Raw genomic sequence first — 23,668 nt, 5'->3', positions numbered from 1 at the left:
GGACGTCGCACCGTCGAATGAGGCGGTGCGATGTCCATTCGGCGGTGCGACGCCGCCCGACCTGCCGCGTCCCGGCTCAGGCTCCCGCCGGGGCCACCACCGGCGCCGCGGTCGGAACCTGCACCGTCGCCGCCTCGCCCGACCCCAGGTGCACCGTGGCCCGGCCGGGCACGACGCGCGTCGACACCATCGAGCGGGTGACGCGCACGCCGATCAGGTCGCCGTCGATCGTGTTCTGCGGGCTGAGCAGGGCGCCCCGCCGGTTCTTCTTGGCGTCGACCTGCCAGCCCGAGAACCCGGCGCAGAGCCCGGTCGTGTTGCCGCCGAGCAGCAGGGCCCGGCGGTGGTCGGCCGCGGACTGCACGTACGACCGCAGCCACTGCTTCGCGGGGGCGTCGATCAGCAGCTCGCCGTCGTCGACGACGAACGCGACGGGGCGGCCGTCGGGGTCGAGAAGCGGGCGCAGCTCGGCCTCGGTCAGGTCGATGCCGGTCAGCACCGCCCGGACGCCGTCGCGCCCCGCGAACAGGCGCAGGGGCGACGGGCGTGGGGCGGCGATCACGAGCTCGGTGCCCGCGCGCAGCAGCGACTCGGCCATCGTCACGAGCATCGTGCTGCGTCCGCTCCGCGAGGGGCCGGCCACGACGAAGGTCGGGGCGTCGGCCTCGAGGTCGATGCCCTGGGCGGTCATCTCGTCACCGCCCACGCCGATGAGGGCCCAGAGCGGTCGCGCGGCGTCGGCCCCGGCCAGCTCGAGGGCGTCGTCGAGGCGGAGGTCGGTCGGCAGTCCGTCCACGCGCAACGGCCGCACGCGACGCGTGGCGACGGGTTCGGCCGCGTCGAGCCGGGCGGCCAGTTCGCGCAGCGCGGTCGCCTGGCCCTGACCGCTGACGTCGTCGCCGAGCACGCCGACCTGCAGTTCGACGCCGCTGCCCGAGCGGAAGCCCCGGCCCGGGGCGATCTCGCCGGGCAACTCCTTGTGGTTGATGCCCGCGAGGCTGTAGTCGAGGCGGTCGGTCAACCGCAGGACGACCTTGTCGTCGGTCAGCACGGCCATCCGGCTGGTGAGCAGCGACCGGTCGCCGGCGATCACGACGTGGATGCCGGCCCCGGCCCCGTCGCGCAGCAGCGCCTGCACCGAGTCGGTCAGTCGGCCGCCGTCCACCTCGCCGAGCGTCCCGACGAAGTTCTCCCACCGGTCGATCATCAGCAGCACGTGCGAGAGCCGCGCGCCCGCGGGGGCGGTCGCCCGCTGCTCGGTCACGTTCGCGACGCCCGCCTCGGCGATGACGTCGTGCCGGCGGCCCATCTCGGCCACCAACCGGTCGATCAACCGCGTCGACCGCTCGATCTGGGTGCGCTGGGTCACGGCACCGCAGTGCGGGAACGCCGCCAGGGCCGACAGGGCGCCGTTGCCGCAGTCGACGCCGTAGAGGTGCAGGTCGTCGCTCGAGACGGCCGACACCGCCGCCGCGGCGATGCTCCGCAGGGCCTGCGACCGACCCGAGCCGGGGGCCCCGACGACGTACAGGTGGCCGAGGCGGTCGAGGTCGACGACGGCGTCGCGCTGCAGCTGGCGGTCGGGCAGGTCCTCGGTGCCCCAGGCGAAGGCGAGCGGGGCCGTCGAGCCGGCCCGCGCCTCCGGGTCCACGGTCGTCAGCGGCACCCGCTCGGCCAGCGGGTCGAGCCACGGGCTGCGCTGCGACGGCACGGCCAGCAGGTCGTTCGCGTCGCGCAGGGCCCCGACGAGCACGGCGAGGTCGGTGTCGGCCGCGGCCGTGCCGGTGGCCGGCCGGGTGGGCACGGTCAGGGCGAAGTCGCGCCAGCCCAGCCGTCGGACGAAGGGCTCGACCACGGCGCCGCCGACCTCGGTGGCGCTGCGGCCGCCGACGCGGGCGGACTGGAACGGCACGACCGACGCGTGGCCGAGACGGGCGTAGGCGCGCCCGGGCACGCTCTTGGCGATGCGGGCCGCGTCGGGGATGTCGATGACGTCCGAGCTCTCGCCCGTGTCGGTCATGCGCAGGGCCACGCGCAGGTTGGTGTTCGCGCGGATCTCGGGGCTGATGACCCCCGAGGGCCGCTGTGTGGCGAGGATGAGGTGCACGCCGAGGGAGCGTCCGCGCTGTGCGATCCCGACGAGCCCGGTCACGAAGTCGGGCAGCTCCTTGGCGAGCGCCGCGAACTCGTCGATGACGATGAGGAGGCGCGGCAGCCGTTCGCCGGCACCCCCGGTCGCGAGGTGGTCGCCGTAGTCCTCGACGTCCTTCGCGCCGACGGCGGCCAGGACGTGCTCGCGCCGGGTCAGTTCGGCGCGCAGCGACCGGAGCGCCCGCTCGACGAGGTGGCTGTCGAGGTCGGTCACGAGACCGACGGTGTGGGGCAGCTCGGCGCAGGCGGCGAACGCCGCCCCGCCCTTGTAGTCGACCAGGACGAACGTCATCGCGTCGGGTCGGTTGGCGACGGCGAGCGAGGCCACCAGCGACTGCAGGAACTCCGACTTGCCCGAGCCGGTCGTGCCGGCCACGAGGCCGTGCGGGCCGTCCTTGACGAGGTCGAGCGAGAACGGGCCGTCGATCGAGACGCCGACGACCGCGGTGGTCGAGGCGCCGGACGAGCTCCACCGGTCGGCGAGCTGCTCGCCCGTCGGTCGGGCGAGGTCGAGCACCTCGAGCAGCGCCGCGGAGTCGGGCACCAGGCCCTCGGTGGCCGTCGAGCTGATGTCGCGGACGGGCGAGACGTCGCGGGCCACGTCGTCGTACCACCCGGGCACGACCAGGTCGGTCAGCACGTGGTCGACGTCGAGGGTGTGCTGGCGGCGCAGGACGAGTTCGGCGTCGGACCGCTGCAGCACGGTGGCCGCGCACTCCTCGGGCAGCTGCCACTCCTCGGCGTCGAGGCAGACGACCCGCACCCCGCAGGCCGGACCCTCGCGGAGCAGGCCGACGACGCCGGGCATCGCCCGGAGGCGGCGGGCCCCGTCGAGCACGACGACGTACTCGGGCGTGAACCGCACGGCGCGGGACTGCCGGGTGGCCAGGGTGGCCTGTCGTTCCGCCACGAGCTGCGAGAGCTCGGCGAGGCGTCGGCCGATCGACTCGGAGTCCGCACCGACGAGCGAGAGGGCGTCGTCGCCGTCGGGGCGGACGTGGGGCAGCCAGTTCACCCACGACCAGTCGTCGACCGCGGTCGTCGAGGTCAGGACGACCAGGCGGACGTCGAGCGGGCTCTGGGTCACGGCGAGCTGACCCAGCATCCAGCGGCCCATCTCGCGGGGCCAGGCTCCTGTGCCGGCCACGCCCACCACGCCGGCCGCGGCGAGCGAGACGGTGACCGGGACCCGTTCGGTCGTGCCGGTCACGACGCTGCGCGAGACGAGGTCGCGATCGTCCTGGATCTCGACGGTGGCGGGCAGGTCGGCGACGCCCACCCGCACGGTCAGGTGGTCGGCGTCGGTCGACCGGCGTTCCCAGAGCCGCCGGGTCGGCACGCGAGCAGCCGTCCGCAGCTCGGCGGCGTCCCCCGCGTCGTGGCGGCGCCGGTCGCGCTCGGCGACCACGGCCTGGTCGACGCGCTCCTCGATGCGCCGGACGAGGTCGCGGTGGTCGGCGAGCATGCGGGCGTGGCTCTTCTTGCCCTGGCGCCGCGAGGTGACGGTCGTGCCGATCATCATGATCGGCGACATGAAGGCGAACATCAGGTAGAAGGGCTGGCGGAACAGGATCGCCATCGTGACCCCGAACACGGCGGGCACCGCGGCCATGATCCACGGCAGGGGCGAGCGCTGCGGGGGCACGGGCTCCTTCGGGATCGTGTAGCGGTCGACGACCGGAGGCGGCAGCAGCCGCGGAGGCCGGTTGAAGTCGAGCCAACCGGAGTCCGGGGGGCGCAGCAGCACCACGTCGGACACCGTGACGGGGCGGGCGGCGAGCATCGAGTCGGCCACCCGCAGGATCTCGCCGTGGGTCCACGCCGTCCAGTCCGGGCCGAGGTCGGCGCCCTCGAGCAGCACCAGCGGCACCGCGCCTCCGGTGAGGCGACGGAGGCGCACCGAGGCGTCGAAGCCCACCTCGAACTCGACGACGGCCTCGCCCGACGTCGACTCGAAGCCGAGCGACCCGTCAGGCCCGACGGCGAGCCGGGTGGTGCCGACCATCAGGGGCTCGAGGCGCCCGCTGTCCCGTCCGCCCACCGTGCGCAGTTCGACGATGCCGGTGGGTCGGGGCGTCGGGGGCGTCGAGCCGAGGTGCAGGACGGTCCCGTCGAGCAGGCCGCTCGTCGCGAAGGTCACGCCGTGGTCGACGTCGACGGCCTCGCGGGGGACCGCACCCCACTCGCGGCCGAGGGCCTCGAAGATGCGCTCCATCGGGGTGTCGCCCGGCGCGTCCACGAGCACGTCGCCCGAGCGGCCGACGAGGTCGTCGACCACGGTGACGACGACCCTCACCGGGTGCCCACCGCGGTGGGGGTGGTGGTGGCGGTCGCCGCGGCGCCGGCGTCCGGCGTGCTCGCCGGCCGGGCCGTCGCGGACAGGGCGACGTCGACCCAGCGCAGCTCGCCGAACGGTCCGGCCTCGAGCAGGCCGTCGCGCCGCGCGGTGAACGACCAGCGCGCCTCGGTCGACGAGGTCAGCACCACGACGCCCCAGAGCGAGTCGGGGCGTTCGAGGGCGGCGCGCAGGGCGGCCCACGCGTCGCGGCCGGGCACGTCCGCGAGCAGCAGGACGCCCGGTCGGCCGTTCTCGACGACCCGGGCCACGGCGTCGTCGAGCGAGAGGACGGCACCGAGCGCGACCTCGTCGTGGGTCAGTCCGACCGTGGCGAGGGCGGTGGCCGACGACCAGGGCGACGTCGCCAGCTGGTCGGTGATGCGACGGGCGACGGCCAGCACGGCCGCGCGGTCGCCCGACACGGTGACCGGGCCGTGGGCGTGGGCGAGTTCGACGTGCGTGCGACCGTCGGACGACGAACCGAGGGCGACGGTCGTCGCGAAGTGGCCGGACCGGTCACCGGCGACCCCGTCGGCGTGCAGGGCGGCGAGCGAGGCGGACCAGGTGCGGCCGTCGACCGTGGTCGACCAAGGAGCCGGGGGTGCGACGGTCGGCGAGACGAGGTCGACGTCGACCCGGTCGAGCCCGACGACGAGACGCACCATGCCGGGGAACACCAGGCGCTCGCGTTCGCACGAACCGATCAGCGCCCGCAGGACGCGGTCCACGGTCCAGGTGCTCGCGGGGTCGGCGCGCACCTGGTCGGCCCAGTCGACGGCCACGGTGCTGCGCTCCTTGCGGGCTCCGATCACCAGGGGCACGGTGAACGCCAGCGTGACCACGACGAGCAGCACGGCGATCGTCAGCGCGAGGTTGCCGAACGGGTGCACGAACGGCGACAGTGCTGACGACGACAGTGCTGACGACGACAGCGCTGACGACGACAGCGCCGACGACATCAGCGCCGACGACGACAGTGCGAGTGCCGTCACGCGTCGACCTCGGCCAGCCGCGTCTCGAGGTCGCCGGGCTCGGCGCCGGGTACGTCGATCCAACGGAAGGTCGTCACGAGGGCGTCGAACAGCTGCACGAGGGCCGCGGCGAGTCGTTCGCTCGGTTCGTCGCCGTAGACGGCCGAGAAGTTCAGCACGAGCCAGCGGCCCGGGCGGTGCGGCACCGAGATCGTGTAGACCACGCGGCGCGTCCAGACGCGCTCCCACGAGCCCTCGGGCTCGTCGTTCGTCAGCACGTCCTCGGTGCGTGCGGCGGCTGCGCCGTCGACGTCGCGCAGGCCGCCGTCGAGCTGACCGGCGTCGACCAGCAGGCGGGCGATCACCTCGACGGGCTCCGCGTCGGACTCGTCGTCGACCTCGGCCTCGGTCAGCGACGCGGGCAGCGTGTAGCCGTCGACCGGTCGGCCGGGCAGGTAGACGGCGGTCGCGCCCGCCTCGCCCGCCTCGGCGACCGTCCGGGCCAGCTGGCGGCGGAACTGCCGTCGCAGCGGCTCGGCGCTGTCGCGCGGCAGGTCGTCGGGCAGGGCGGCGGCGACGATCGCGTCGAGCTCGTGGGCGAGGTGGACGGCCGCCTCGGGACGAGCCGGCAGGCGCACCCAGCCCGGGGGCAGGGTCATCACGAACGAGGCGGTCAGGTCGACGGTCATGCGTCGCTCCCGTCGGTCCACGGGCCGACCCGGATCAGGGGCATCAACCGGACGACCTGTTCGCGGAACGGCACCACGAGCCCGAGGTCGTTCGTCCGCCAGAGGGCCACGACGTCCAGGCCGTCGCGTCGGCGGACGCACGTCACGGTCGCCCAGACCTCGCGGTCGTCGGTGACGTCGGCGCGGCTGACGACGATGCCGGGTCCGTCACCGTCGGGCAGGTCCTCGACGGTGGGTGCCTCGGCGGGGTGACCGCCGCGGGCCAGGCCCAGTTCGAGCAGGTCCACGTCGTCCTCGGTGTCGGCCGCCGACACGATCACCGGCAGCGGCCAGCGACCCGGCAGGCCGAGTCCGGCGACGAGTCGCGACGAGTCGTCGAGCGAGTCGGCCATGTCGAGCAGGTCGGTCAGGGTGGCGTCGACGTCGAGGGCAGGAGGCGCGACGTCGATCTCGAGGTCGGCCCGCGCCAGCTCATCGAACAGGTCGATCATCAGCTCACGCCACTCGGCCTCGTCCAGGCCCGCCCCGGCCGTCCGTGACGGCACGACGAGCCAGTCGGGCAGGCCGGCCTCGATCACGGCCTCGACGCGGGGACGGTCGAGGCGGTCGCCGCCGCCGCTCACAGCGGCGCCTCGGGGCGCTCGTTGCCCCCGGGGAAGTCCTGCTTCGCGCGGTCGTAGGCCGGGAGGGCGCCGTTGGCGGCGAGCAGGCCGAACCCGGTGCCGGCCCACCCGTACATCGTGCGCCCACCGTTGAAGAACGAGATCGCCGGCGACAGGCTCGGGGTCGCGATCCCCTGCAGGCGCAGGGCGTGTTGGTAGACGTTGTAGTCGTGAACCTGGTCGACGCCGAACAGTTTGTCCTTCCGGAACCCGCGGTACCCCGGAACGCTCTTCCTGAATCTCTCGTTGAACGCCTTGGCGTCCTTGTTCAAGAGGAACGGCAGCTTCTTGAGGTTCCACCAGTTGGGGTCGACCTTGCCGATGCCCGTCTTGTGGATCGCGTTCTGCTCCATCCGCGCGAGCAGTGCGGCACGGCCCGGGCCACGGAGGTCGGCGAGGCGTTCCAGGTTGGCCGCACGCTGGTTCTGCATGGCGAACCGTTCGACGCGCAGCTGGTTGCGTTCCTGCCACCGGGCGGCACGCTGCTGCTGGGGGCGGATGGTCATGGACGCCCGGTTCTGGGCGATCATGCGCGTGAGCTTCTCGTTGTTCTTGACGAGCTTCGCCTCGGTCTTCGCGAACCGCTCCGACATGAGCCGCAGCTGTTTCGCGTCGGTCTTGACGAGCGCGAGCTTGCGGATGCTGACGAGCTTGGTCAGCAGGGCGCCGGCACCGAGCAGCAGCACGCCGACGCCCGCGATGATGACGTCGACGAACGACGCGTCGCCCAGGGCGGCCTGCGCGGCGGTCGCCGCGAAGGCGAGCCCGGTCACGATGGCCCCGGCCAGCGCGGCCATGCCGAGACCCGGGATGAAGAACGCGAGCAGGGCCAACGCGACGCCGATCCAGGTCAAGATCTTGACCAAGATCTTCAAGAACTTCCGGAAGTTCTCCTTCACGCGGTCCTGCCACGAGTCCTTGAGGCCGTCGTTCCACGCCCCCCTGATGGTCTCCGAGGCGCGCCGCCCGCGGGCGTCGAGTTCGGTGAGGGCGTTCTCGAGGCGGGCCACGGCCGCGGTGCTCGACCCCTTGGCGTCCGAGAGCGCGCCGTCCTTCGCTCGGCCCGCCGCCTCCTCCTCGGTCGTCAGCGGGGGAGCGTCCGACGGGCGTCCGACCCGCGGGTCGGACATGCCGGTGGCCGCGGCCATCGCGCCGTTCGCCGCCGTGGCGTCGGCCAGGGCGGCGGCCGACTCGGCCAGTGCGACCTGCAGGGCGGGCAGGTACTCCGTCAGGGCGTCGCGCACGGCCGTGTACCGGCCGCTCATCTTGGTCAGCTGTTCGCCGACTTGCTTGCTCTTCTCGCGGACCCGGTCGGCGCTCTCGCCCTTGAACTGCGACTCGTCGCCCTCGCCGATGCGGCGGAGCACCGTGGCCTGGTCCTCGATGTCCTTCGCCATGTCGCGGTAGTAGACGGTGAGCTGCTCGATCTGCTCGACGTCGGCCACGACCGGGTCGCGGTGACGGTTCAGCAGGTTCCACTCGCCGGGACGTTCGGGCATCAGACGGTCTCCGTCTTCAGGCCGTCGGCGATGCTGGCGTCCGCCTTGTCCCACTCGTCGTGCATCTGCTGCAGCTTGTCGTGCAGCTTCGAGACGTTGTCCTTGATCTTGCCGCGGTGGATCTTCCAGTTGCCGCTGAAGTCGTGCATGGCCTTGTTCACCGTGGCCTGCCCGAAGATGTCCTTGTTCTCGTCCTTGCCCGACGCCTGGTGGTCGAGCTCGTCCCGCACCCGCGCGAGGGCGTCGATCGAGGTCTTCAACGCCTCTCCGTCGACGATCAGGTCTGCCATGTCTCCGAGTCCGTTCCCGACGATGTCGTGTCGATGTCGTGCCGAGGTCGTGCCGAGTGGTGCCACCGGGCGGTGGCGGACGGGCGGTCCCGCCTCCCGGGGCGGGAGGCGGGACCGCGTCCGGCTACTTGAGGGCCTTGGCCAGCTCGGAGTCGGTCTGCTCCAGCGCCTCGGCGGCGCTGTTCAGGTACTGGCTCATGCCTTCGAGCCCCTGGATCGTCTTGGTCGCGCCGTCGTTGAACTCCTGGTACGACGACCCGAACGCCACGGACGACTGGTCGGTCACGTAGCCGCCGCTGATGAGGCTGTCGACCAGGGTCTTGAGCTCGCGCAGCTTCGACTCGATGTCCTGCTCGCCGTTGTTCAGACGGGTCGCGGCATCGCGCATGTCGCCGTAGGTCACGTTCAGGTTGGGCATTCGGTGCTCCTTCGAACTGGGGTGTCGTCGGTGTCGACGGTGTTCACCGGCGGCGAACGAGGGCAAAGCTAACGGGACGAGGTGTCCTCGTGGCCCCTGAGCGGGGGGTGGATCGGTGCCTTAACCCGCTCCGGCGGCCCGATACCTCGGGGTATGCGCGGCGGTCGACGAAGCGAATGCGATCGTTCATCGGCTCTTTTCTTGCGCTCGGTGAAGAAATCCGGCCCGAAAGAGGTCGCCGGGTATTCACCCGCCCCTGACCGAACGGAGTTGTCCGGTTTGCGAATCCCCGGTGTGTCGACCGGGCGACGAGGTCACCTGCGAGACGGTGCGGAGTCCCGTGAGGGGGCTCGCAGCGACCCGTCGAACACCGTCAGCGCCGTCGCGACGACCGCGAGACCGATCACGACCGCGGCCAGCGTGTGCAGTCCGGTCGTGGTCGGTGCGTCGCCGTACACGCCGCCGATCAGGCTCGACGCCCCGATGGCCCCGACGTAGATCGCGGTGCGCGAGAGGCCCGCGGCCGTGCCGATCATCGACGACGGCACCTGGCGGTAGAGCGCGGCCTGGTTCGAGACCGAGGCGAGGCCCTGCGGCAGGCCGAACAGGGCCGGCACGAGCACGAGCGCCCAGACCGGGGACCCGGAGGCGGTGGTCAGCAGCAGCGCGCCTCCTGCGATCGGCACGGTCGCCGCCACGACCAAGGGCAGCCGCACGGCCGACCGCCGGGCGAAGACGAAGGACGCGACCCCCGCGACGATCGCACCCGGCAGCTGGATCAGCCCGGCCTGCGCGCTGCCGATGCCGCCGACCTGCTGCACCCACTGCGAGAAGCCGTAGGTGACCGTGTAGGCGATGCCGTAGACGAGGAAGAGTCGCAGGTAGGTGCGGGTCAGGGGCCCGTTCGCCGCGAGCACGCGCACGTCGACGAAGGGCGCGACGGCTCGGAGCTCCCAGGCGACGAGGCCGACCAGCGCGGCGACGGCCAGGCCGAGCAGCCACCACCAGCCCTGACGCAGGTCGAGCAGGAACACGAGCAGGGCGGCGATCGTGACGGCGAAGAGGGCGAGCCCCGGCAGGTCGACGGCACGGGCGAACGAGAGCCGGGTGGCCGTGGGGTCACGGGCCGGGCGCAGCGAGTCGCTCGGCATCCAGAGCAGCGAGAGCACGAGTCCGACGCCGGCGAGCGGCACGTTGACCAAGAAGATGGAGTGCCAGCCGAACAGGCCGATCAGCGCCCCGGCGAGGGCCGGCCCGGCCGCGGCCGACGCGAGCGACGAGATCGACAGGCCACCCAGCACGAGCGGCGGGGTCGCGACGCCGAGACGGTCCGACTGGTTGCGGATGGCCGTCATCGCGGCGGGGTAGGCGGCCGAGGTGCCGATGCCGATCAGCACCCGCGCGGCGACGGCTCCGCCGAACGACGGCAGCACCTCGGGCAACACGCCGGCGAGCATGACGACGACCATGCCGCTGACGAACACCTTCTTCGGTCCGACCCGGTCGGCGAGCTTGCCCATCGTCGGCTGGCCGATCGCGCTGGCCAGGTAGAGCGCGGCCACGAGCCAGATCGCCTGGTCGGCACCGATGCCGAGGTCGGTCGAGATCGGGGCCAGGGCGACCGCGATCATCGTGGTGTTGATGGGGTTCAGCAGCGGGCCGAACAGCAGCGGCACGACGAACCGCGGCCCGAACGGACGGGCGTCGTGCGAGGTGCGGGCGAGGCGTGCGGCCCGGGCGCCCTCTCGTCGGCTGGGGACCGCGCCGGTCACGACCGGTGCCGGCGGATGCGGATCGGACCCTTCGCCGTCGACGGGTCGACCACCGACCCGCCCTGCGTGATGTCGACCTCGCCCGCGGCGACCAGGCGACGGGCCGCGCGTCGCACGGGCTCCATCAGGTCGCGCCACGCGTCCTCGTCGTCGGGGTGCAGCGACCGGGCGACGTCGGAGGGGCAGATGCTCGACGTGGCGGCCCGGGCCGCGAGCAGGTCGCGGATGCGCTGCTCGAGGGCGCGGTCCTGCGTCGTCACCTTGCGCTTGCGGCAGGCGTCGCTGCAGTACGCGACCTCGTCCCAGTTCGACGCCCACTTCTTGCGCCACTCGATCGTGCGTCCGCACGATCGGCAGGTCTTCGGATCGTGGGTCGCGGCGCTCATGCTGACAGTCAACGCGGGAGGCGCGGTGAGCGTTCCCGGGGACGCGCCCGTCGTTCCCTCCGCTCGGTGCGTGTCGCACCTCCTCGTCCGCTCAGGGGATGGAGGCGGGGGCACGGTCCGCGTATCGTCGTCCCGATGAGCGGGGACACGGCGGCAGGCACGACGCGGGGTTCGTGGTTCGAGGTCGATCGGCAGCCGGTGCCGGGTGCGACCCCGAAGCAGGCACTACGGCGCTTCGTGGGCAACGCGTACGTCGTGCACGCCCGGGCCGGCCGCGCCGAGTTCTGGTGGATCTGGCTGTTCCAGACCGCGCTGGGGCTCGCGTGGAACCTCGGCGTCGGGTCGCTCGTGCGCGGGGCGGGCGAGGTGTCGTGGTCTGTCGGCGCCTACGGCTCGTCGCTCTTCGCGTACTGGCAGGTCGTCACGTCGGGTGGGACGGTCGGCGGTGCCCCCGGGGGGACGACCTGGGTCGGCATCGTGTGGGGCCTCTGGTGCCTCATGACTTTCGTGCCCATGGCGACGCTCACGATCCGTCGCCTGCACGCCGCCGGCGCGTGGGGGTGGGGCTGGTTCTGGCTCGGCGTGCTGCTCCCGTTCCTCCAGATCGTCGTCGTGCTGATGCTCGCCCGCGAGACCCGGCCGCCGAGTGCCCGCTTCCGTGACCGCGAGCTCGACCTCGCAGCTCCGCAGGCGACCGACCCGCCCCTGGCCAGGCCGGGCGACAGCGGCTAGACTCGACCTCGGTCGGGCGTCATTCCCGGCCCCGGGCGTGCACGACAGCGCGCAGTCGGGATCACCATCCTCCCCGAGCCACCCACGGTCACGAACGACACGAGTCGTGAAGGCCGTGCCGCCGACAGGCCTGCTCGACCCTCTGGTCGAGGCGACCGGCCGGCCCGTGGCCGCCATCGGGTCGAGAGAACGGCGCCCGCCGACCACCCCAGGTTCCATGACACTCGCACCCCCGCGCCCCACGGCGCCCTCGTCCACCCCGTCCGCCCGCTTCCCGTGGGCCGGCCTGATCGCCATCGCCGTCGCCACGTTCCTCTCGATCTCGGGCGAGATGCTGCCGACCGGCCTGCTGCCCGAGATGAGCGCCGACCTCGGCGTCACCGAGTCGAGCATCGGCCTGCTCGTCAGCGTCTTCGCCTTCACGGTCGTGCTGACCAGCACCGGCCTCACCCACCTCACCCGTCGCCTGCCCCGCCACCTGATCGTGGTCGGCCTGATCGTCGTCCTCGCGATCAGCGCCGGGCTCACCGCGATCGCGCCGACCTACGAGCTGGTCCTCGCCAGCCGCGTGCTCGGCGGTCTCGCCCACGGCATGTTCTGGGCCATCGGCGGCGCCTACGCCGGGCACCTCGTGCCGCGCGCCCAGGTCGGCCGTGCGCTCGCCGTCGCCATGAGCGGCGGCACCCTCGCGTTCGTGCTGGGCGTCCCGCTCGGCACCGCCCTCGGCCAGGCGCTCGGCTGGCGTGAGGCGTTCGGCATCCTCGCCGGTCTGATGGCACTCGGGGCCGTCTTCGTCTACAAGTTCCTGCCGCCGGTGGGGCGGGGTACGGCGCACGAGTCGACCCCCGAGCCGGTGACCGACGCGGTGCCGACGCTGGTCGAGGGCACCGCGCCTCCTGCGGGTGCCACCGTCCGCCGTCGCAGGCTGCCGAAGCCGAGCGTGCTCGGCGTCGTGCTGAGCTGCGTCATCACGGCGGTGTTCATGATCGGCCACTACTCGTTCTTCACGTACATCACGCCCTACCTCGTGCGCTCGACCGGGGTGCCCGAGCAGGGACTCGCCGGCTGGCTCTTCGCGTTCGGCGTCGCCGGGGCCGTCGGGCTCGGCATGGTCGGCTGGTTCCTCGGGGCGCGGCCGCGGGTGAGCATCCCGATCGGGGTGGCCGTGGTCGGTCTCGCCGTGACCGGCATGCTGCTCTTCGAGGGGATGCTCATGCCGTCGCTCGTGGCCTTCGTGCTGTGGGGCGTGACGTTCGGTGCCCTGCCGCCGCTGTTCCAGACCCGCATGCTGCAGGTGGCACCCGAGCGCATGCGCGACCTCGCGAGCGCCTTCTACACGACGGGCTTCAACGCCGGCATCGGCGGAGGAGCCCTGATCGGCGCCCTCGTGCTCGACGGAGCCGGGCTCGACTCGCTGCCCGTGCTCTACATCGTGGTGGCCGCGGTCGTGCTGGTCGCGGTGCTCGTGAGCGACCGCCTGCTCGCCCGCCGATCGGCCCGCCCCGCCGCCTGACCCGGTCGTGCGGCGCTCACCCCGCGTCACCCCGCCGAGCGGCGCTCACCCCCTGCCTAGGCAAATCGCTGAGCGCCGCTGCAGGGGGTGGCTGACGCTGTGGCGTCCTCGCGTCGTGCCAGCCAGCCGTGTCACCCCGCCGAGCGGCGCTCAAGCCCTGCCTAGGCAAATCGCTGACCGCCGCTGCAGGGGGTGGCGCGGCCGGGACGCACGAACGCAGGAGGCGCGACTCGCGTGAGTCGCGCCTCCTGCGTCCGGGGCGGTCCGGGGCGGTGCGGGCGCCGGGTCAGCGGCGACGACCGGGCTGCTGGTAGCCGCCGGCCTGGCCGTTGCCGCCACCGCGGCGCTTGTTCATGATCTTCTTGAAGACGAACGTCGCGATCAGCGGGGCGAAGCGTCGGAGCAGTGATGCCATGGGGTGCCTCCTGGGGCGATGGTGCACGGGTCGTGCGGTCGAGCCGGTCGGCTCGGTGGGATGCGGCCCGCGGTGCTGCGGGAGACGATCGCGTCGGGGCGACCGCCGCAGGTCTCACTGAACTCCCTGCCCGCTGAAAGCGCTGACTACTGGACGCGCCGCGACTCGTTCTCGTCGTCCGAGTCGTCGTCCTGGCCGGCGATGAAGATGTCGCTGACCTCGATGTTGATCTCGACGACCTCGAGTCCGACGAGCTGGGTGATGGCGTCGCTGACGGCCTGACGGACGTCGTTCGCGACCTGCTGCACCGACATCGGGTAGTCGACGACGATGCTGAGGTCGGCCGCAGCCTGGGTCTCGCCGACCTCGACCTTGACGCCCTGGCCGTGGTCCTGCTGGCCGACCGCGCTGCGCAGCGCGCCCACGGCACGCGACGCCCCGCCGCCGATCGAGTGGACGCCCGGCACCTGGCGGGCGGCGATGCCGGCGACCTTGGCGACGACTCCGTCGGCGATCTGCGTCGTGCCCGCGGCGTCGGACGACACGGTCGAGGCACCGTCGACCCGCGAGGGGCTGTCGACGCGCGACCCGGTGCTTGTGGCGGAGGTGGTCATGGCGGTGTTCGACATCTGAGGTCCTCTTTCGGCTGGGGTGGGTGGTGCGTCAATGAGACGCCGTGCGCGACCCGAACGTCACGGTGAAGATGCTGACAACCCGCTGAGTGGCCGCGCCTACTGTCGGGGCATGCAGCGCACCCGGTGGATCTTCCTCGACCAGCTCGGCCCGCACTTCGACGACGGCGACCCGATGCTCCTGATCGAGAGCCGGTCGTCGTGGCAGGGACGCACGCTGCACCGGGCCAAGCTGCAGCTGATCCTCTCGTCGATCCGGCACCGGGCGGCCGAGCTCGGCGACCGGGTCGAGTTCCGGCAGGTCGACCACTACTCCGAGGCGCTCGAGGGGCGCGACGACCTGCAGGTGGTCGACCCGACCTCGTACCGGGCCCGTGGCCTCGTGCGGTCGGTCGGCGCCGAGGTGCTGCCCAGCCGTGGCTTCGTCTCGAGCGAGGCCGAGTTCGCCGAGTGGGCCGCCGGGCGACAGGGCGGCCGCGGCGCCGGCCGGTCCGGGGGCGCGGCGGCGGACGCCGACGATGCCCGTCGAGGAGGCGCGGGTCGACCGACCGGCGCGTCCGGCGGTCGACCGGCACCGCGCCTCCTGATGGAGGACTGGTACCGAGCCGTCCGTCAGCGCACCGGCCTGCTGATGGAGGGCCCACAGCCCGTCGGAGGCCAGTGGAACTACGACCACGACAACCGCGAGAAGCCGCCGAAGGGAGCGGCGACGCTCGGTCTGCCGCCCCAGGAGTGGCCCGCCGAGGACGACATCGACGCCGAGGTGCGTGCCGACCTCGACCGGTGGGAGCGCGAGGGCGTCGTCACGCTCGTCGGCGACGACGCGCCCCGTCGTTTTGCCGCCACCCGGGCCGAGGCGACCGCTGCGCTGGCGGACTTCGTCGAGGTGCGGCTGCCCGACTTCGGCCCGTTCGAGGACGCGACGCTGTCGGGCGACTGGACGATGGCGCACTCGCTGCTCAGCGCACCGATGAACCTCGGCCTGCTCGACCCGCGCGAGGTCGTCGAGGCCGCGATCGCGTCGTACCAGGCGGGCGACGCGCCCCTGCGCAGCGTCGAGGGGTTCACCCGGCAGATCGTCGGCTGGCGGGACTGGGTCTGGCACCTGTACTGGCACCTCGGCGAGGACTTCGCGACGACGAGCAACCACCTCGGAGCGACGCAGCCGTTGCCCGCGGTGTTCGCCGGGCTCGACGCCGAGGCGGTCGAGGCCGAGTGCCTGAGCGACACCCTCGACGGGTTGCGGCGCCACGGCTGGAACCACCACATCCAGCGGCTGATGATCCTCGGCAACTGGGCCCTGCAGCGCGGGGTCGACCCGGCGGCGCTCAACCAGTGGTTCGTCGACATGTACGTCGACGGCACGCCCTGGGTCATGCCCGCCAACGTCGTGGGCATGTCGCAGCACGCCGACGGAGGCATCGTCGCGACCAAGCCGTACGCGTCCGGTGGCGCGTACGTCAACCGCATGACGGACCACTGCGGCTCGTGCCGGTTCGACCCGAAGAAACGGCTCGGCGAGGACGCCTGCCCGGTGACCGCCGGGTACTGGGCGTTCCTCGACCGGGTCGAGCCGGTGCTCTCGGGCAACCCGCGCATGGGCCAGCAGTTCGCCGGGCTGCGCGGGCTCGCCGACCGCGAGGCCGTCGTCGAGCAGGAGCGCACCCGCACGACCTGGTGACCCGGCGCCCTCGGAGGCACCCCTCGTTAGGGTGACGGGAGCACCGGGCGCAGGGAGCCCGGCGCAGATCACGAGGGAGCCCCGATGGCCACGTCCATGCGCAGAACGGCCGTGACGGCCACCACCACGGGCGTGCTCGTCCTCGGCCTGCTGCTCGCCGGCTGCACGTCAGGAGGCGCGGGTGGCGACGACGACGCCGCGTCCGGCGGGTCGTCGGCCGGCTCCGGCGGCTCGGGGTCGACCGCGTCCGGCGAGGGCACCTTGAACGATCTGACGAGCTGTGAAGACGTCGGCGTCGCACTCGGCTCGGTCATCGACGGTCTGGAGGCAAATGCTGACTCTGCCTTTGAAGGCAATCAAGGAGCCTGTGCCTGGTTGACACCGGGTGTGGACGAAAGCAACGTCGCGGACGCGAGTGGAATTCTGGTCGTGACGCAGCAAAACGAGTTGAGCGAATCCGACATCAAGGCCCAGATTGATGAGGCGGAGGCAACGGAGGGGGTTGAAGCCATCGATGACTCGCGGGTTGCGGCCTTCGGCGGTCAGGCGTTCTCCCAGACCGGCACGCAGCAAGGTCTAACTGCCTCGGTCACGACGATCATTTCGCCCCACGGCCTGGTCGCCGTCACCGCGACGGGTGCGGGCGACACCGCCCCGCTCAGCACCGACGAGACGCTCGACGCCGCCTACGGCCTCTTCGACTGAACCGCGCCGGGTGCGGGCGTCGTCCTCGTGACGCGCCCGCGCCTCCTCGGCTCGTACGCTCGTCGGCTCGTCGGCTCGTCAGCCGACGCTGATGCGGTCGAGCACGAAGTCGGCGATGACGCGTTGCCCGGCGTCGTTCGGGTGCACCCCGTCGGCCGAGAGCAGCGAGGCGACGCCGTCGGCGGGCAAGGCGTCGGAGAGGTCGACGTACGCGCTGCCGGACTCCGTCGCGAGCCGCTCGACGACCGCACGGTAGTCGTCGACGTCGCCGGCCAGCCCCCGGGTGAGGTTCGTGCCGGGCACGAACTCGCCGATCAGCATGATCGACGGCGGGTCGTCGAGGCCCTGCAGGCCCTCGATCAGGGTGCGGTAGTCGTCCTCGAACTCGGCGGGCGTGCGGGTGAAGGCGTCGTTGGCGCCGAGCGTGACGGTCACGAGGTCGGGGGCCGCGGCGGCGACCGAGTCGAGGTACCCGGGCAGGTCGGCCGTGAAGGTGCGCGCCGTCGCGCCCGAGCGCGACGAGTCGAAGAGCGAGACGCCGCGGTCGCGGTCGCCGTCGTACGCCGTGAGGCCCTCGAGGTCGACGGCCGAGTGGGCGTGGATCGTCACGGTGTGCTGACCCGCGTCGAGATCGCTCACGGGGGTGATGCCGCTCGTCGCCATCGAGTCGTGCGTGTCGACCTCGACGGCGTCGCCGTCGTCGATGGCGTAGCTGAAGGTGCCGCGGCCGCTGGTCCACCAGAGGTCGAGGCCGGTGCCGGTGAACGCATAGGTCGTGGTCGCGCCGGCCCCGAGGGTGACCGAACGGTAGCCGAGGTCGGCGGTGCGGGAGGACGCCGAGACGGGCCCCTCGCTGCTCGTCGCCCAGCGCGCCCAGGTCGACGCTGGCGGCGCGACGGCGAACGCGGCGGGCCGGTAGCCGACCCCGCCCGGCACGTCGTCGGTCGGGTAGCGCTCGCGAAGGCCGTCGAGGGTGAGGTCGATCCAGCGGGAGTCCACGGTCGAGGCGCCCATGCCCTCAGTGATCGAGTCGCCGACGGCGACCCAGCGGGCGGGGTAGTCGTCACGGTCGTCGAGGGCGGTGGCCCAGTCGGCGAGCTCCGAGGAGGCGCGGGTCGGGCCGGCCGACGAGGTCGCGTCAGCGGAGGCGTCGCTCGTGGGCTCGCTCGGGACGGTCGGGTTCGCCGTGCAGCCCGTCAACAGGGCGAGGGCGGCGGCGACCGCGACCAGTCGGGTGGTGCAGGTCATGAAGACGACGGTAGTCGAGGCACGCGGGGGCCGTTCGCCGGCAGGGTCGTCGACCGGCTCACGACTCGGTGACGGTGCCGCCGTCGACGCGCCAGTGACGGTCGAGCCGCACGGTCTCGAGCATGCGGCGGTCGTGGGTGACGAGCAGCAGCGTGCCGTCGTACGACTCGAGGGCTTGTTCGAGCTGCTCGATCGCGGCGAGGTCGAGGTGGTTCGTGGGTTCGTCGAGCACGAGCACGTTGACGCCGCGGGCCTGCAGCAGGGCGAGGCCGGCGCGCGTGCGCTCGCCCGGCGAGAGCTCGTCCACCGGGCGCGAGACGTGGTCGGCCTTCAGCCCGAACTTGGCGAGCAGCGTCCGCACCTCGGCCTGGGGCCAGTCGGGCACGAGAGCCTCGAACGCGTCGGCCAACGGCACGTCGCCGGCCAGCAGTGCCCGGGCCTGGTCGATCTCGCCGACGGCGATGCTGGCTCCGCGGCTCGCGCCTCCTTCGCTCGGTTCCTGCCGGCCGAGCAGGCCGCGCAGCAGGGTCGACTTGCCGGCGCCGTTGGGGCCGGTGATGCCGATGCGGTCGCCACCGTTCACCTGCACCGAGACCGGGCCGAGCACGAACTCGCCCGTCGCGGGGTCGCCCTGGCGGAACACCGCGCCGCTGAGGGTCGAGACGACGGCGCTCGAGCGGGGTGCTGCACCGATGGTGAACTCGAGCTGCCATTCTTTGCGCGGCTCGTCGACCTCGTCGAGCCGGGCGATGCGGCTCTCCATCTGGCGGACCTTCTGGGCCTGCTTCTCGCTCGACTCGGCCGAGGCCTTGCGGCGGATCTTGTCGTTGTCGGGCGCCTTCTTCATGGCGTTGCGGACGCCCTGGCTCGACCACTCGCGCTGCGTGCGGGCACGGCCGACGAGGTCGGCCTTCTTCTCGGCGAACTCGTCGTAGGCCTCGCGGGCGTGACGACGGGCGGTCTCGCGCTCGTCGAGGTAGGCGTCGTAGCCGCCCCCGAAGACCCGGTTCGACGACTGCGCCAGGTCGAGCTCGAGCACCTTCGTGACGCACCGGGCGAGGAACTCGCGGTCGTGGCTGACGAGCACGATGCCCCCGCGCTGGCCCTGGACGAAGCGCTCGAGTCGTTCGAGGCCGTCGAGGTCGAGATCGTTGGTGGGCTCGTCGAGCAGGGCGACGTCGAAGCGGCTGAGCAGCAGGGCGGCGAGGCCGACGCGGGCCGCCTGGCCCCCGCTGAGACCGGTCATCGCGCTGTCGGGCCCGACGGCGACCTCGTCGGCGGCGCCGGTGCCGGTGGCGAGGCCGAGGTCGGCGAGCACCTGCGGCAGGCGTTCGTCGAGGTCGACGGCGCCGCTGGCGAGCCACCGGTCGAGGGCCGTCGAGTAGACGTCGGCGGGGTCGAGCCCGTCGGCGCGCGGGGCCGGGTCGGTGTCGCCCAGGGCGGCGGCCGCGGCGTCCATCTCGGCGGTGGCCTGCGTGCTGCCGGTCCGGCGACCGATGTAGCCGGCGACGGTCTCGCCGGGCACGCGCTCGTGCTCTTGCGGCAGCCACCCGACGAAGGCGTCGCCGGGGGAGAGGGTGACCGTGCCGGCCTGTGGCTCGTCGACCCCCGCGAGGAGGCGCAGCAACGTCGACTTGCCGGCCCCGTTCACGCCCACCACGCCCACGACGTCACCCGGGGCGACCGTCAGGTCGAGGTCGTCGAACAGGGTGCGGTGCCCGTGGCCGCCGGCCAGGCCCTTGGCCACGAGTGAAGCGCTCATCCGGCCATTCTCGCGCACCGGCCCGTCGGGCCTGGCATGCTCGACGCATGGCCACCCTCACTCGTCCCCGCCGCGGCAAGATCATCGCCGGAGTCTGCGCCGCCCTCGCCGCCCGGTTCGGCATCAGCGCCTTCCTCGTGCGGCTGATCTTCGTGCTGTCGATCATCCTGCCCGGGCCGCAGGTGCTCGTGTACCTCGTGCTCTGGGTCGTGTTCCCGAAAGAGGACCGCTAGGCCCTCGCCGGGCATCGGCCGGGCGTCCGCCCGGGCGCTCGAGACCCGTGGCGCCGGGTCAGCGCTTGGGCAGGGACCTCAGCAGCGCCTCCTGCAGGTAGCCCAGCCAGTCGAAGACGTGGCCCATGGCGCGCAGCTGCGGGTCGCCGCTCGGGGCGACGCCGTCGGCCGTGACGCCGAGGCGCTCGCCGAGGGTCAGCCGCAGGTCGTTCAGGGTGCGGAGCCACGACTGTTGCGCAGCCCGGTCGAGCCCCGTCTCGGGCGCGTCGAGCGAGGCGAGCACCGCCCGCCCGTTCTCGACCTTGCGCCGGGTGAGGTCGCCGGCCGTGAAGCGACGGAACTCGGCGGCCGCCTCGTCGTCGTCGCGGTACGCCGCGGGCAAGAGGCGCGCCAGGGCCGGATCGCCCTCGTCACCTTTCTCGAGCAGCCCCAGCAGTTGGCCGACCAGGTCGGCGAGCAGGCCCCGCTCGTCGGCGTCGAGCCGCACGCGGACCTCGTCACCGCCCCGGGCGCGGACGAACGGCACGAGCGTCACGCCTCGTCCTCCTTCGACAGGGTCGCCCACAGGCCGTAGTCGTGCATCGCCTCGACGTGACGTTCCATCGCCTCGCGGTTGCCCGTCGCGACGACGGCGCGGCCCTCGGTGTGCACCCGCATCATCAGCCGCTTCGCCTCGGCCCGGCCGAAGCCGAAGTAGGTCTCGAAGACGTGGGTCACGTAGGTCATCAGGTTGACCGGGTCGTCCCAGACGAGCGTCACCCACGGGGTGTCGGGCGAGGTCAGGAGGCGCTGGTCGGCCTCCGTGCCCGTGCGGGTGTCGTCGAGGGTCGCGGTCACCCGCCCAGGGTGTCACACGGGCCTCCGAGCGGGCCGTCGCCCGGCTTCCGGCCCCGGGGTCCGCTTGTTATGCTGAGCGGGTCGCGACTGGCGTTCAGATGGTCACCATCGGGGAGCGACTGACACACGTGCGTGGCCGTACGCCTGGGCCACGACATCCGACCCTCCGTCCGTCCCGTGTGCCAAGGAGTCCTCCGTGACCATCTCCGACCAGACCGCCGCCTCGACCGCTGCCGCCTCGACCGACCGCCAGCCGTCGACCTTCAACCAGCCGCTCTCGGTCGTCGACCCCGAGATCGCCGCCGTCCTCGAGCAGGAGCTCGGCCGTCAGCGCGACTACCTCGAGATGATCGCGTCCGAGAACTTCGTGCCGCGTGCCGTGCTCGAGTCGCAGGGCTCGGTGCTGACCAACAAGTACGCCGAGGGCTACCCCGGCCGTCGCTACTACGGCGGCTGCGAGTTCGTCGACGTCGCCGAGAACCTCGCCATCGAGCGCGCCAAGTCGCTCTTCGGCGCCGACTTCGCCAACGTGCAGCCCCACTCGGGCGCCCAGGCCAACGCCGCGGTGCTGGCCGCCATCGCCGACATCGGCGACACGATCCTCGGCCTCGAACTGTCGCACGGCGGTCACCTCACCCACGGCATGAAGCTCAACTTCTCGGGCAAGATGTACAAGGCCGTGGCCTACGAGGTCGACCCCGAGACCTACCTGATCGACATGGACGTCGTCCGGCGCCAGGCGATCGAGCACCAGCCGAAGGTCATCATCGCCGGCTGGTCGGCCTACCCCCGCCAGCTCGACTTCGCCGCCTTCCGTGCCATCGCCGACGAGGTCGGCGCGTACCTCTGGGTCGACATGGCGCACTTCGCCGGGTTGGTCGCCGCCGGTCTGCACCCGTCGCCCCTGCCGCACGCGCACGTCGTCTCGTCGACCGTGCACAAGACCCTCGCGGGCCCCCGCTCGGGCGTGATCCTCTCGAACCACGAGCCGCTGTTCAAGAAGCTCAACTCGGCCGTGTTCCCCGGCCAGCAGGGCGGCCCGCTGATGCACGTCATCGCGGCCAAGGCGACGGCGTTCAAGCTCGCTGCCGAGCCCGAGTTCAAAGACCGGCAAGAGCGCACCATCCGCGGTGCCCAGGCGCTCGCGGCCCGCCTCACGGCCGACGACGCCAAGGCCGCCGGGGTCGACGTGCTGACCGGTGGCACCGACGTGCACCTGGTGCTCGTCGACCTGCGGGCCAGCGAGGTCGACGGCAAGCAGGCCGAGAACCTGCTGCACGAGGTCGGCATCACGGTGAACCGCAACTCGGTGCCGTGGGACCCTCGTCCGCCCATGGTCACCTCGGGCGTCCGCATCGGCACCTCGGCCCTCGCGACCCGTGGCTTCTCGGACGACGAGTTCGCCGAGGTCGCCGACATCATCGCGCTCACGCTGATGCCGTCCCCCGACGTCGAGGCCCTCGCGGCCCGCGTCAAGGCGCTGACCGACGCGTTCCCGCTCTACGCGTGAGCGCTGACGTCACGGCCGGCACGCCGGCGGGCGTCGCTGCAGGGTCCGGTGTCGGCGACGGCGGTGCGTCGGCGTCCGGCGTCGGCGACGGCGCTGCGGCTGGAGCAGGCGCTCCGTCCGGAGGCGCGGTGACGCTCGAGCGTTCCCGGTTCGTCCCCGGCGACGAGACGTCCGCGGTGAAGATCGACGGCACCGCCCTGGCCGCTGCCGTGAAGGACGACCTGCGCCACCGGGTCGAGGCCCTCAAGGCTCGCGGCATCGCGCCCGGGCTCGGCACGATCCTGGTCGGGGCGAACCCCGGCTCGCTCTCGTACGTCGCGGGCAAGCACCGGGACTGCGCCGAGGTCGGCATCGAGTCGATCCGCATCGACCTGCCCGACACGGCGACCGAGTCCGAGATCCGGCAGGCGATCGAGGCGATGAACGCCGACCCGGCCGTGACCGCGTTCATCATCCAGCTGCCGCTGCCCGCCGGCATCGACCCGACGGCGATGCTCGAGCTGATGGACCCCGCCAAGGACGCCGACGGCCTGCACCCCGTCAACCTGGGCGAGCTCGTCCTGGCTGTGCCCGGCGGCAAGGGCTCGATCGACACGCCCCTGCCCTGCACGCCGCGGGGCATCGTCGAGATGTTGCACGCCTACGACATCCCGATCGCCGGCACCCACGTGACGATCATCGGGCAGGGTCTGACGGTCGGGCGTCCCCTGGGGCTCCTGCTGACCCGCCTCGAGGCGACCGCGACGCTGACGCACTCCCGGACGGTCGACGTCGCCGCCGAGGTGCGCCGCGCCGACATCGTGGTGGCCGCCGCCGGAGTCGCGGGGCTGGTCAAGCCGGACTGGGTCAAGCCCGGCGCGGCCGTCATCGACGTCGGCATCACCCGCGTGTTGAACGAGGAGACCGGCAAGTACAAGCTGCGCGGAGACGTCGACCCGGCCGTCGCCGCAGTCGCCGGCTTCCAGTCACCCGTGCCCGGCGGCGTCGGGCCGATGACCCGCGCCATGCTGCTGAAGAACGTGGTCGAGGCCGCGGACCGCCTCTGACGCCCCCGCACCACGCCACGAGATGGGCACAGCGCCAGGCCTTTTCCTGATGCTGTGCCCATCTCGTGGTGCTGTGGCCGTCTCGTGGTGCTGTGGCCGTCTCGTGGTGGTGTGCCCCCATCCCGTGGTGATGTGCCCCTCGCGTGGTGGGGTGGCACTTGCCCGTGGTGCGGCGTCG

At 72.7% G+C, this 23,668-nt stretch carries 22 protein-coding genes and 1 riboswitch; of the genes, 7 read left to right on the top strand and 15 right to left on the bottom strand.

All coding sequences use genetic code 11. From position 1 onward, the window contains the following. Positions 1 to 76: 76 nt before the first annotated feature. From ASG05_RS07610 to ASG05_RS07570, 9 genes are all read right to left on the bottom strand, one after another. Entirely contained in the window at positions 77 to 4,447 is a 4,371-nt protein-coding gene (locus ASG05_RS07610) for an FtsK/SpoIIIE domain-containing protein (RefSeq protein ID WP_056259520.1), read from the bottom strand. Next, positions 4,444 to 5,481 carry a hypothetical protein gene (locus ASG05_RS07605; protein WP_056259519.1) on the bottom strand — a complete coding sequence of 346 codons (1,038 nt, stop codon included), beginning with the start codon at positions 5,479 to 5,481 and terminating at the stop codon, positions 4,444 to 4,446. Before ASG05_RS07605 ends, ASG05_RS07610 begins: the two co-directional genes overlap by 4 nt. Continuing rightward, positions 5,478 to 6,149, bottom strand: a complete 672-nt coding sequence (locus ASG05_RS07600) for a hypothetical protein (RefSeq protein ID WP_157490124.1) — start codon at positions 6,147 to 6,149, stop codon at positions 5,478 to 5,480. Before ASG05_RS07600 ends, ASG05_RS07605 begins: the two co-directional genes overlap by 4 nt. Beyond that, positions 6,146 to 6,772 (bottom strand): hypothetical protein, encoded by a 627-nt coding sequence (locus ASG05_RS07595; protein WP_056259515.1) that lies wholly within the window; start codon positions 6,770 to 6,772, stop codon positions 6,146 to 6,148. The genes ASG05_RS07600 and ASG05_RS07595 overlap by 4 nt, the downstream gene beginning before the upstream one ends. Next, positions 6,769 to 8,310, bottom strand: coding sequence for a hypothetical protein (locus ASG05_RS07590; protein WP_056259513.1), 1,542 nt, complete (start codon positions 8,308 to 8,310; stop codon positions 6,769 to 6,771). Before ASG05_RS07590 ends, ASG05_RS07595 begins: the two co-directional genes overlap by 4 nt. After that, the gene (locus ASG05_RS07585; protein WP_056259512.1) at positions 8,310 to 8,600 is read right to left on the bottom strand and encodes a hypothetical protein; all 291 of its coding nucleotides are present in this window, start codon (positions 8,598 to 8,600) and stop codon (positions 8,310 to 8,312) included. Before ASG05_RS07585 ends, ASG05_RS07590 begins: the two co-directional genes overlap by 1 nt. Before the next feature lie 124 nt (positions 8,601 to 8,724). Then, complete coding sequence (locus ASG05_RS07580) at positions 8,725 to 9,018, bottom strand: WXG100 family type VII secretion target (RefSeq protein ID WP_056259510.1); 294 nt, start codon at positions 9,016 to 9,018, stop codon at positions 8,725 to 8,727. A 314-nt stretch (positions 9,019 to 9,332) separates the two neighbouring features. Continuing rightward, on the bottom strand, positions 9,333 to 10,790 hold the full coding sequence (locus ASG05_RS07575) for an MFS transporter (RefSeq protein ID WP_056259508.1): 1,458 nt from the start codon (positions 10,788 to 10,790) through the stop codon (positions 9,333 to 9,335). Further along, the gene (locus tag ASG05_RS07570; protein WP_056259506.1) at positions 10,787 to 11,176 is read right to left on the bottom strand and encodes a DUF2256 and DUF3253 domain-containing protein; all 390 of its coding nucleotides are present in this window, start codon (positions 11,174 to 11,176) and stop codon (positions 10,787 to 10,789) included. The genes ASG05_RS07575 and ASG05_RS07570 overlap by 4 nt, the downstream gene beginning before the upstream one ends. 135 nt (positions 11,177 to 11,311) lie before the next feature. Here ASG05_RS07570 and ASG05_RS07565 point away from each other — a divergent pair, with 135 nt between their 5' ends. Together ASG05_RS07565 and ASG05_RS07560 are read left to right on the top strand one after the other, a co-directional pair. Then, on the top strand, positions 11,312 to 11,908 hold the full coding sequence (locus ASG05_RS07565; RefSeq protein ID WP_056259504.1) for a DUF805 domain-containing protein: 597 nt from the start codon (positions 11,312 to 11,314) through the stop codon (positions 11,906 to 11,908). A gap of 217 nt (positions 11,909 to 12,125) precedes the next feature. Next, positions 12,126 to 13,421 carry an MFS transporter gene (locus tag ASG05_RS07560; RefSeq protein WP_056260717.1) on the top strand — a complete coding sequence of 432 codons (1,296 nt, stop codon included), beginning with the start codon at positions 12,126 to 12,128 and terminating at the stop codon, positions 13,419 to 13,421. A gap of 286 nt (positions 13,422 to 13,707) precedes the next feature. Here ASG05_RS07560 and ASG05_RS16990 read toward each other — a convergent pair whose 3' ends face one another. After that, a complete protein-coding gene (locus ASG05_RS16990) occupies positions 13,708 to 13,836 on the bottom strand; it encodes a hypothetical protein (protein ID WP_255354548.1) in 129 nt (42 codons plus the stop codon). Between the two features lie 146 nt (positions 13,837 to 13,982). Continuing rightward, the gene (locus ASG05_RS07555) at positions 13,983 to 14,465 is read right to left on the bottom strand and encodes an Asp23/Gls24 family envelope stress response protein (RefSeq protein WP_056259502.1); all 483 of its coding nucleotides are present in this window, start codon (positions 14,463 to 14,465) and stop codon (positions 13,983 to 13,985) included. Between the two features lie 115 nt (positions 14,466 to 14,580). Between ASG05_RS07555 and ASG05_RS07550 the strand changes: the two genes are divergently transcribed. Together ASG05_RS07550 and ASG05_RS07545 are read left to right on the top strand one after the other, a co-directional pair. Then, on the top strand, positions 14,581 to 16,149 hold the full coding sequence (locus ASG05_RS07550; protein ID WP_056259500.1) for a cryptochrome/photolyase family protein: 1,569 nt from the start codon (positions 14,581 to 14,583) through the stop codon (positions 16,147 to 16,149). A gap of 84 nt (positions 16,150 to 16,233) precedes the next feature. Then, positions 16,234 to 16,854: a hypothetical protein gene (locus tag ASG05_RS07545; RefSeq protein ID WP_056259498.1), complete on the top strand. Its 621-nt coding sequence runs from the start codon at positions 16,234 to 16,236 to the stop codon at positions 16,852 to 16,854. A 78-nt stretch (positions 16,855 to 16,932) separates the two neighbouring features. On the opposite strand, the gene ASG05_RS07540 is transcribed toward ASG05_RS07545, so the two are convergent. Together ASG05_RS07540 and ASG05_RS07535 are read right to left on the bottom strand one after the other, a co-directional pair. Further along, entirely contained in the window at positions 16,933 to 18,102 is a 1,170-nt protein-coding gene (locus ASG05_RS07540; protein ID WP_056259496.1) for an SGNH/GDSL hydrolase family protein, read from the bottom strand. A gap of 58 nt (positions 18,103 to 18,160) precedes the next feature. Continuing rightward, positions 18,161 to 19,864 (bottom strand): ABC-F family ATP-binding cassette domain-containing protein, encoded by a 1,704-nt coding sequence (locus ASG05_RS07535; protein WP_056259494.1) that lies wholly within the window; start codon positions 19,862 to 19,864, stop codon positions 18,161 to 18,163. Positions 19,865 to 19,911: 47 nt separating this feature from the next. Here ASG05_RS07535 and ASG05_RS07530 point away from each other — a divergent pair, with 47 nt between their 5' ends. Continuing rightward, positions 19,912 to 20,097: a PspC domain-containing protein gene (locus ASG05_RS07530; RefSeq protein WP_056259492.1), complete on the top strand. Its 186-nt coding sequence runs from the start codon at positions 19,912 to 19,914 to the stop codon at positions 20,095 to 20,097. A gap of 58 nt (positions 20,098 to 20,155) precedes the next feature. On the opposite strand, the gene ASG05_RS07525 is transcribed toward ASG05_RS07530, so the two are convergent. Together ASG05_RS07525 and clpS are read right to left on the bottom strand one after the other, a co-directional pair. Next, positions 20,156 to 20,632 (bottom strand): DUF2017 domain-containing protein, encoded by a 477-nt coding sequence (locus tag ASG05_RS07525; RefSeq protein WP_056259490.1) that lies wholly within the window; start codon positions 20,630 to 20,632, stop codon positions 20,156 to 20,158. After that, positions 20,629 to 20,934, bottom strand: a complete 306-nt coding sequence (gene clpS, locus ASG05_RS16720; RefSeq protein ID WP_056259489.1) for an ATP-dependent Clp protease adapter ClpS — start codon at positions 20,932 to 20,934, stop codon at positions 20,629 to 20,631. The genes ASG05_RS07525 and clpS overlap by 4 nt, the downstream gene beginning before the upstream one ends. A gap of 73 nt (positions 20,935 to 21,007) precedes the next feature. Beyond that, positions 21,008 to 21,091: riboswitch (ZMP/ZTP riboswitch) on the top strand. A 45-nt stretch (positions 21,092 to 21,136) separates the two neighbouring features. Here clpS and glyA point away from each other — a divergent pair. Together glyA and ASG05_RS07510 are read left to right on the top strand one after the other, a co-directional pair. Continuing rightward, a complete protein-coding gene (gene glyA, locus ASG05_RS07515; protein WP_056260716.1) occupies positions 21,137 to 22,444 on the top strand; it encodes a serine hydroxymethyltransferase in 1,308 nt (435 codons plus the stop codon). Between the two features lie 128 nt (positions 22,445 to 22,572). Beyond that, on the top strand, positions 22,573 to 23,490 hold the full coding sequence (locus ASG05_RS07510) for a bifunctional methylenetetrahydrofolate dehydrogenase/methenyltetrahydrofolate cyclohydrolase (protein ID WP_056260714.1): 918 nt from the start codon (positions 22,573 to 22,575) through the stop codon (positions 23,488 to 23,490). The last annotated feature ends 178 nt before the right edge of the window (positions 23,491 to 23,668 follow it).

The organism is Frigoribacterium sp. Leaf186, from assembly GCF_001423905.1.
Classification (GTDB): Bacteria; Actinomycetota; Actinomycetes; order Actinomycetales; family Microbacteriaceae; genus Frigoribacterium.
This window is presented reverse-complemented; position numbering and strand designations above follow the sequence as displayed.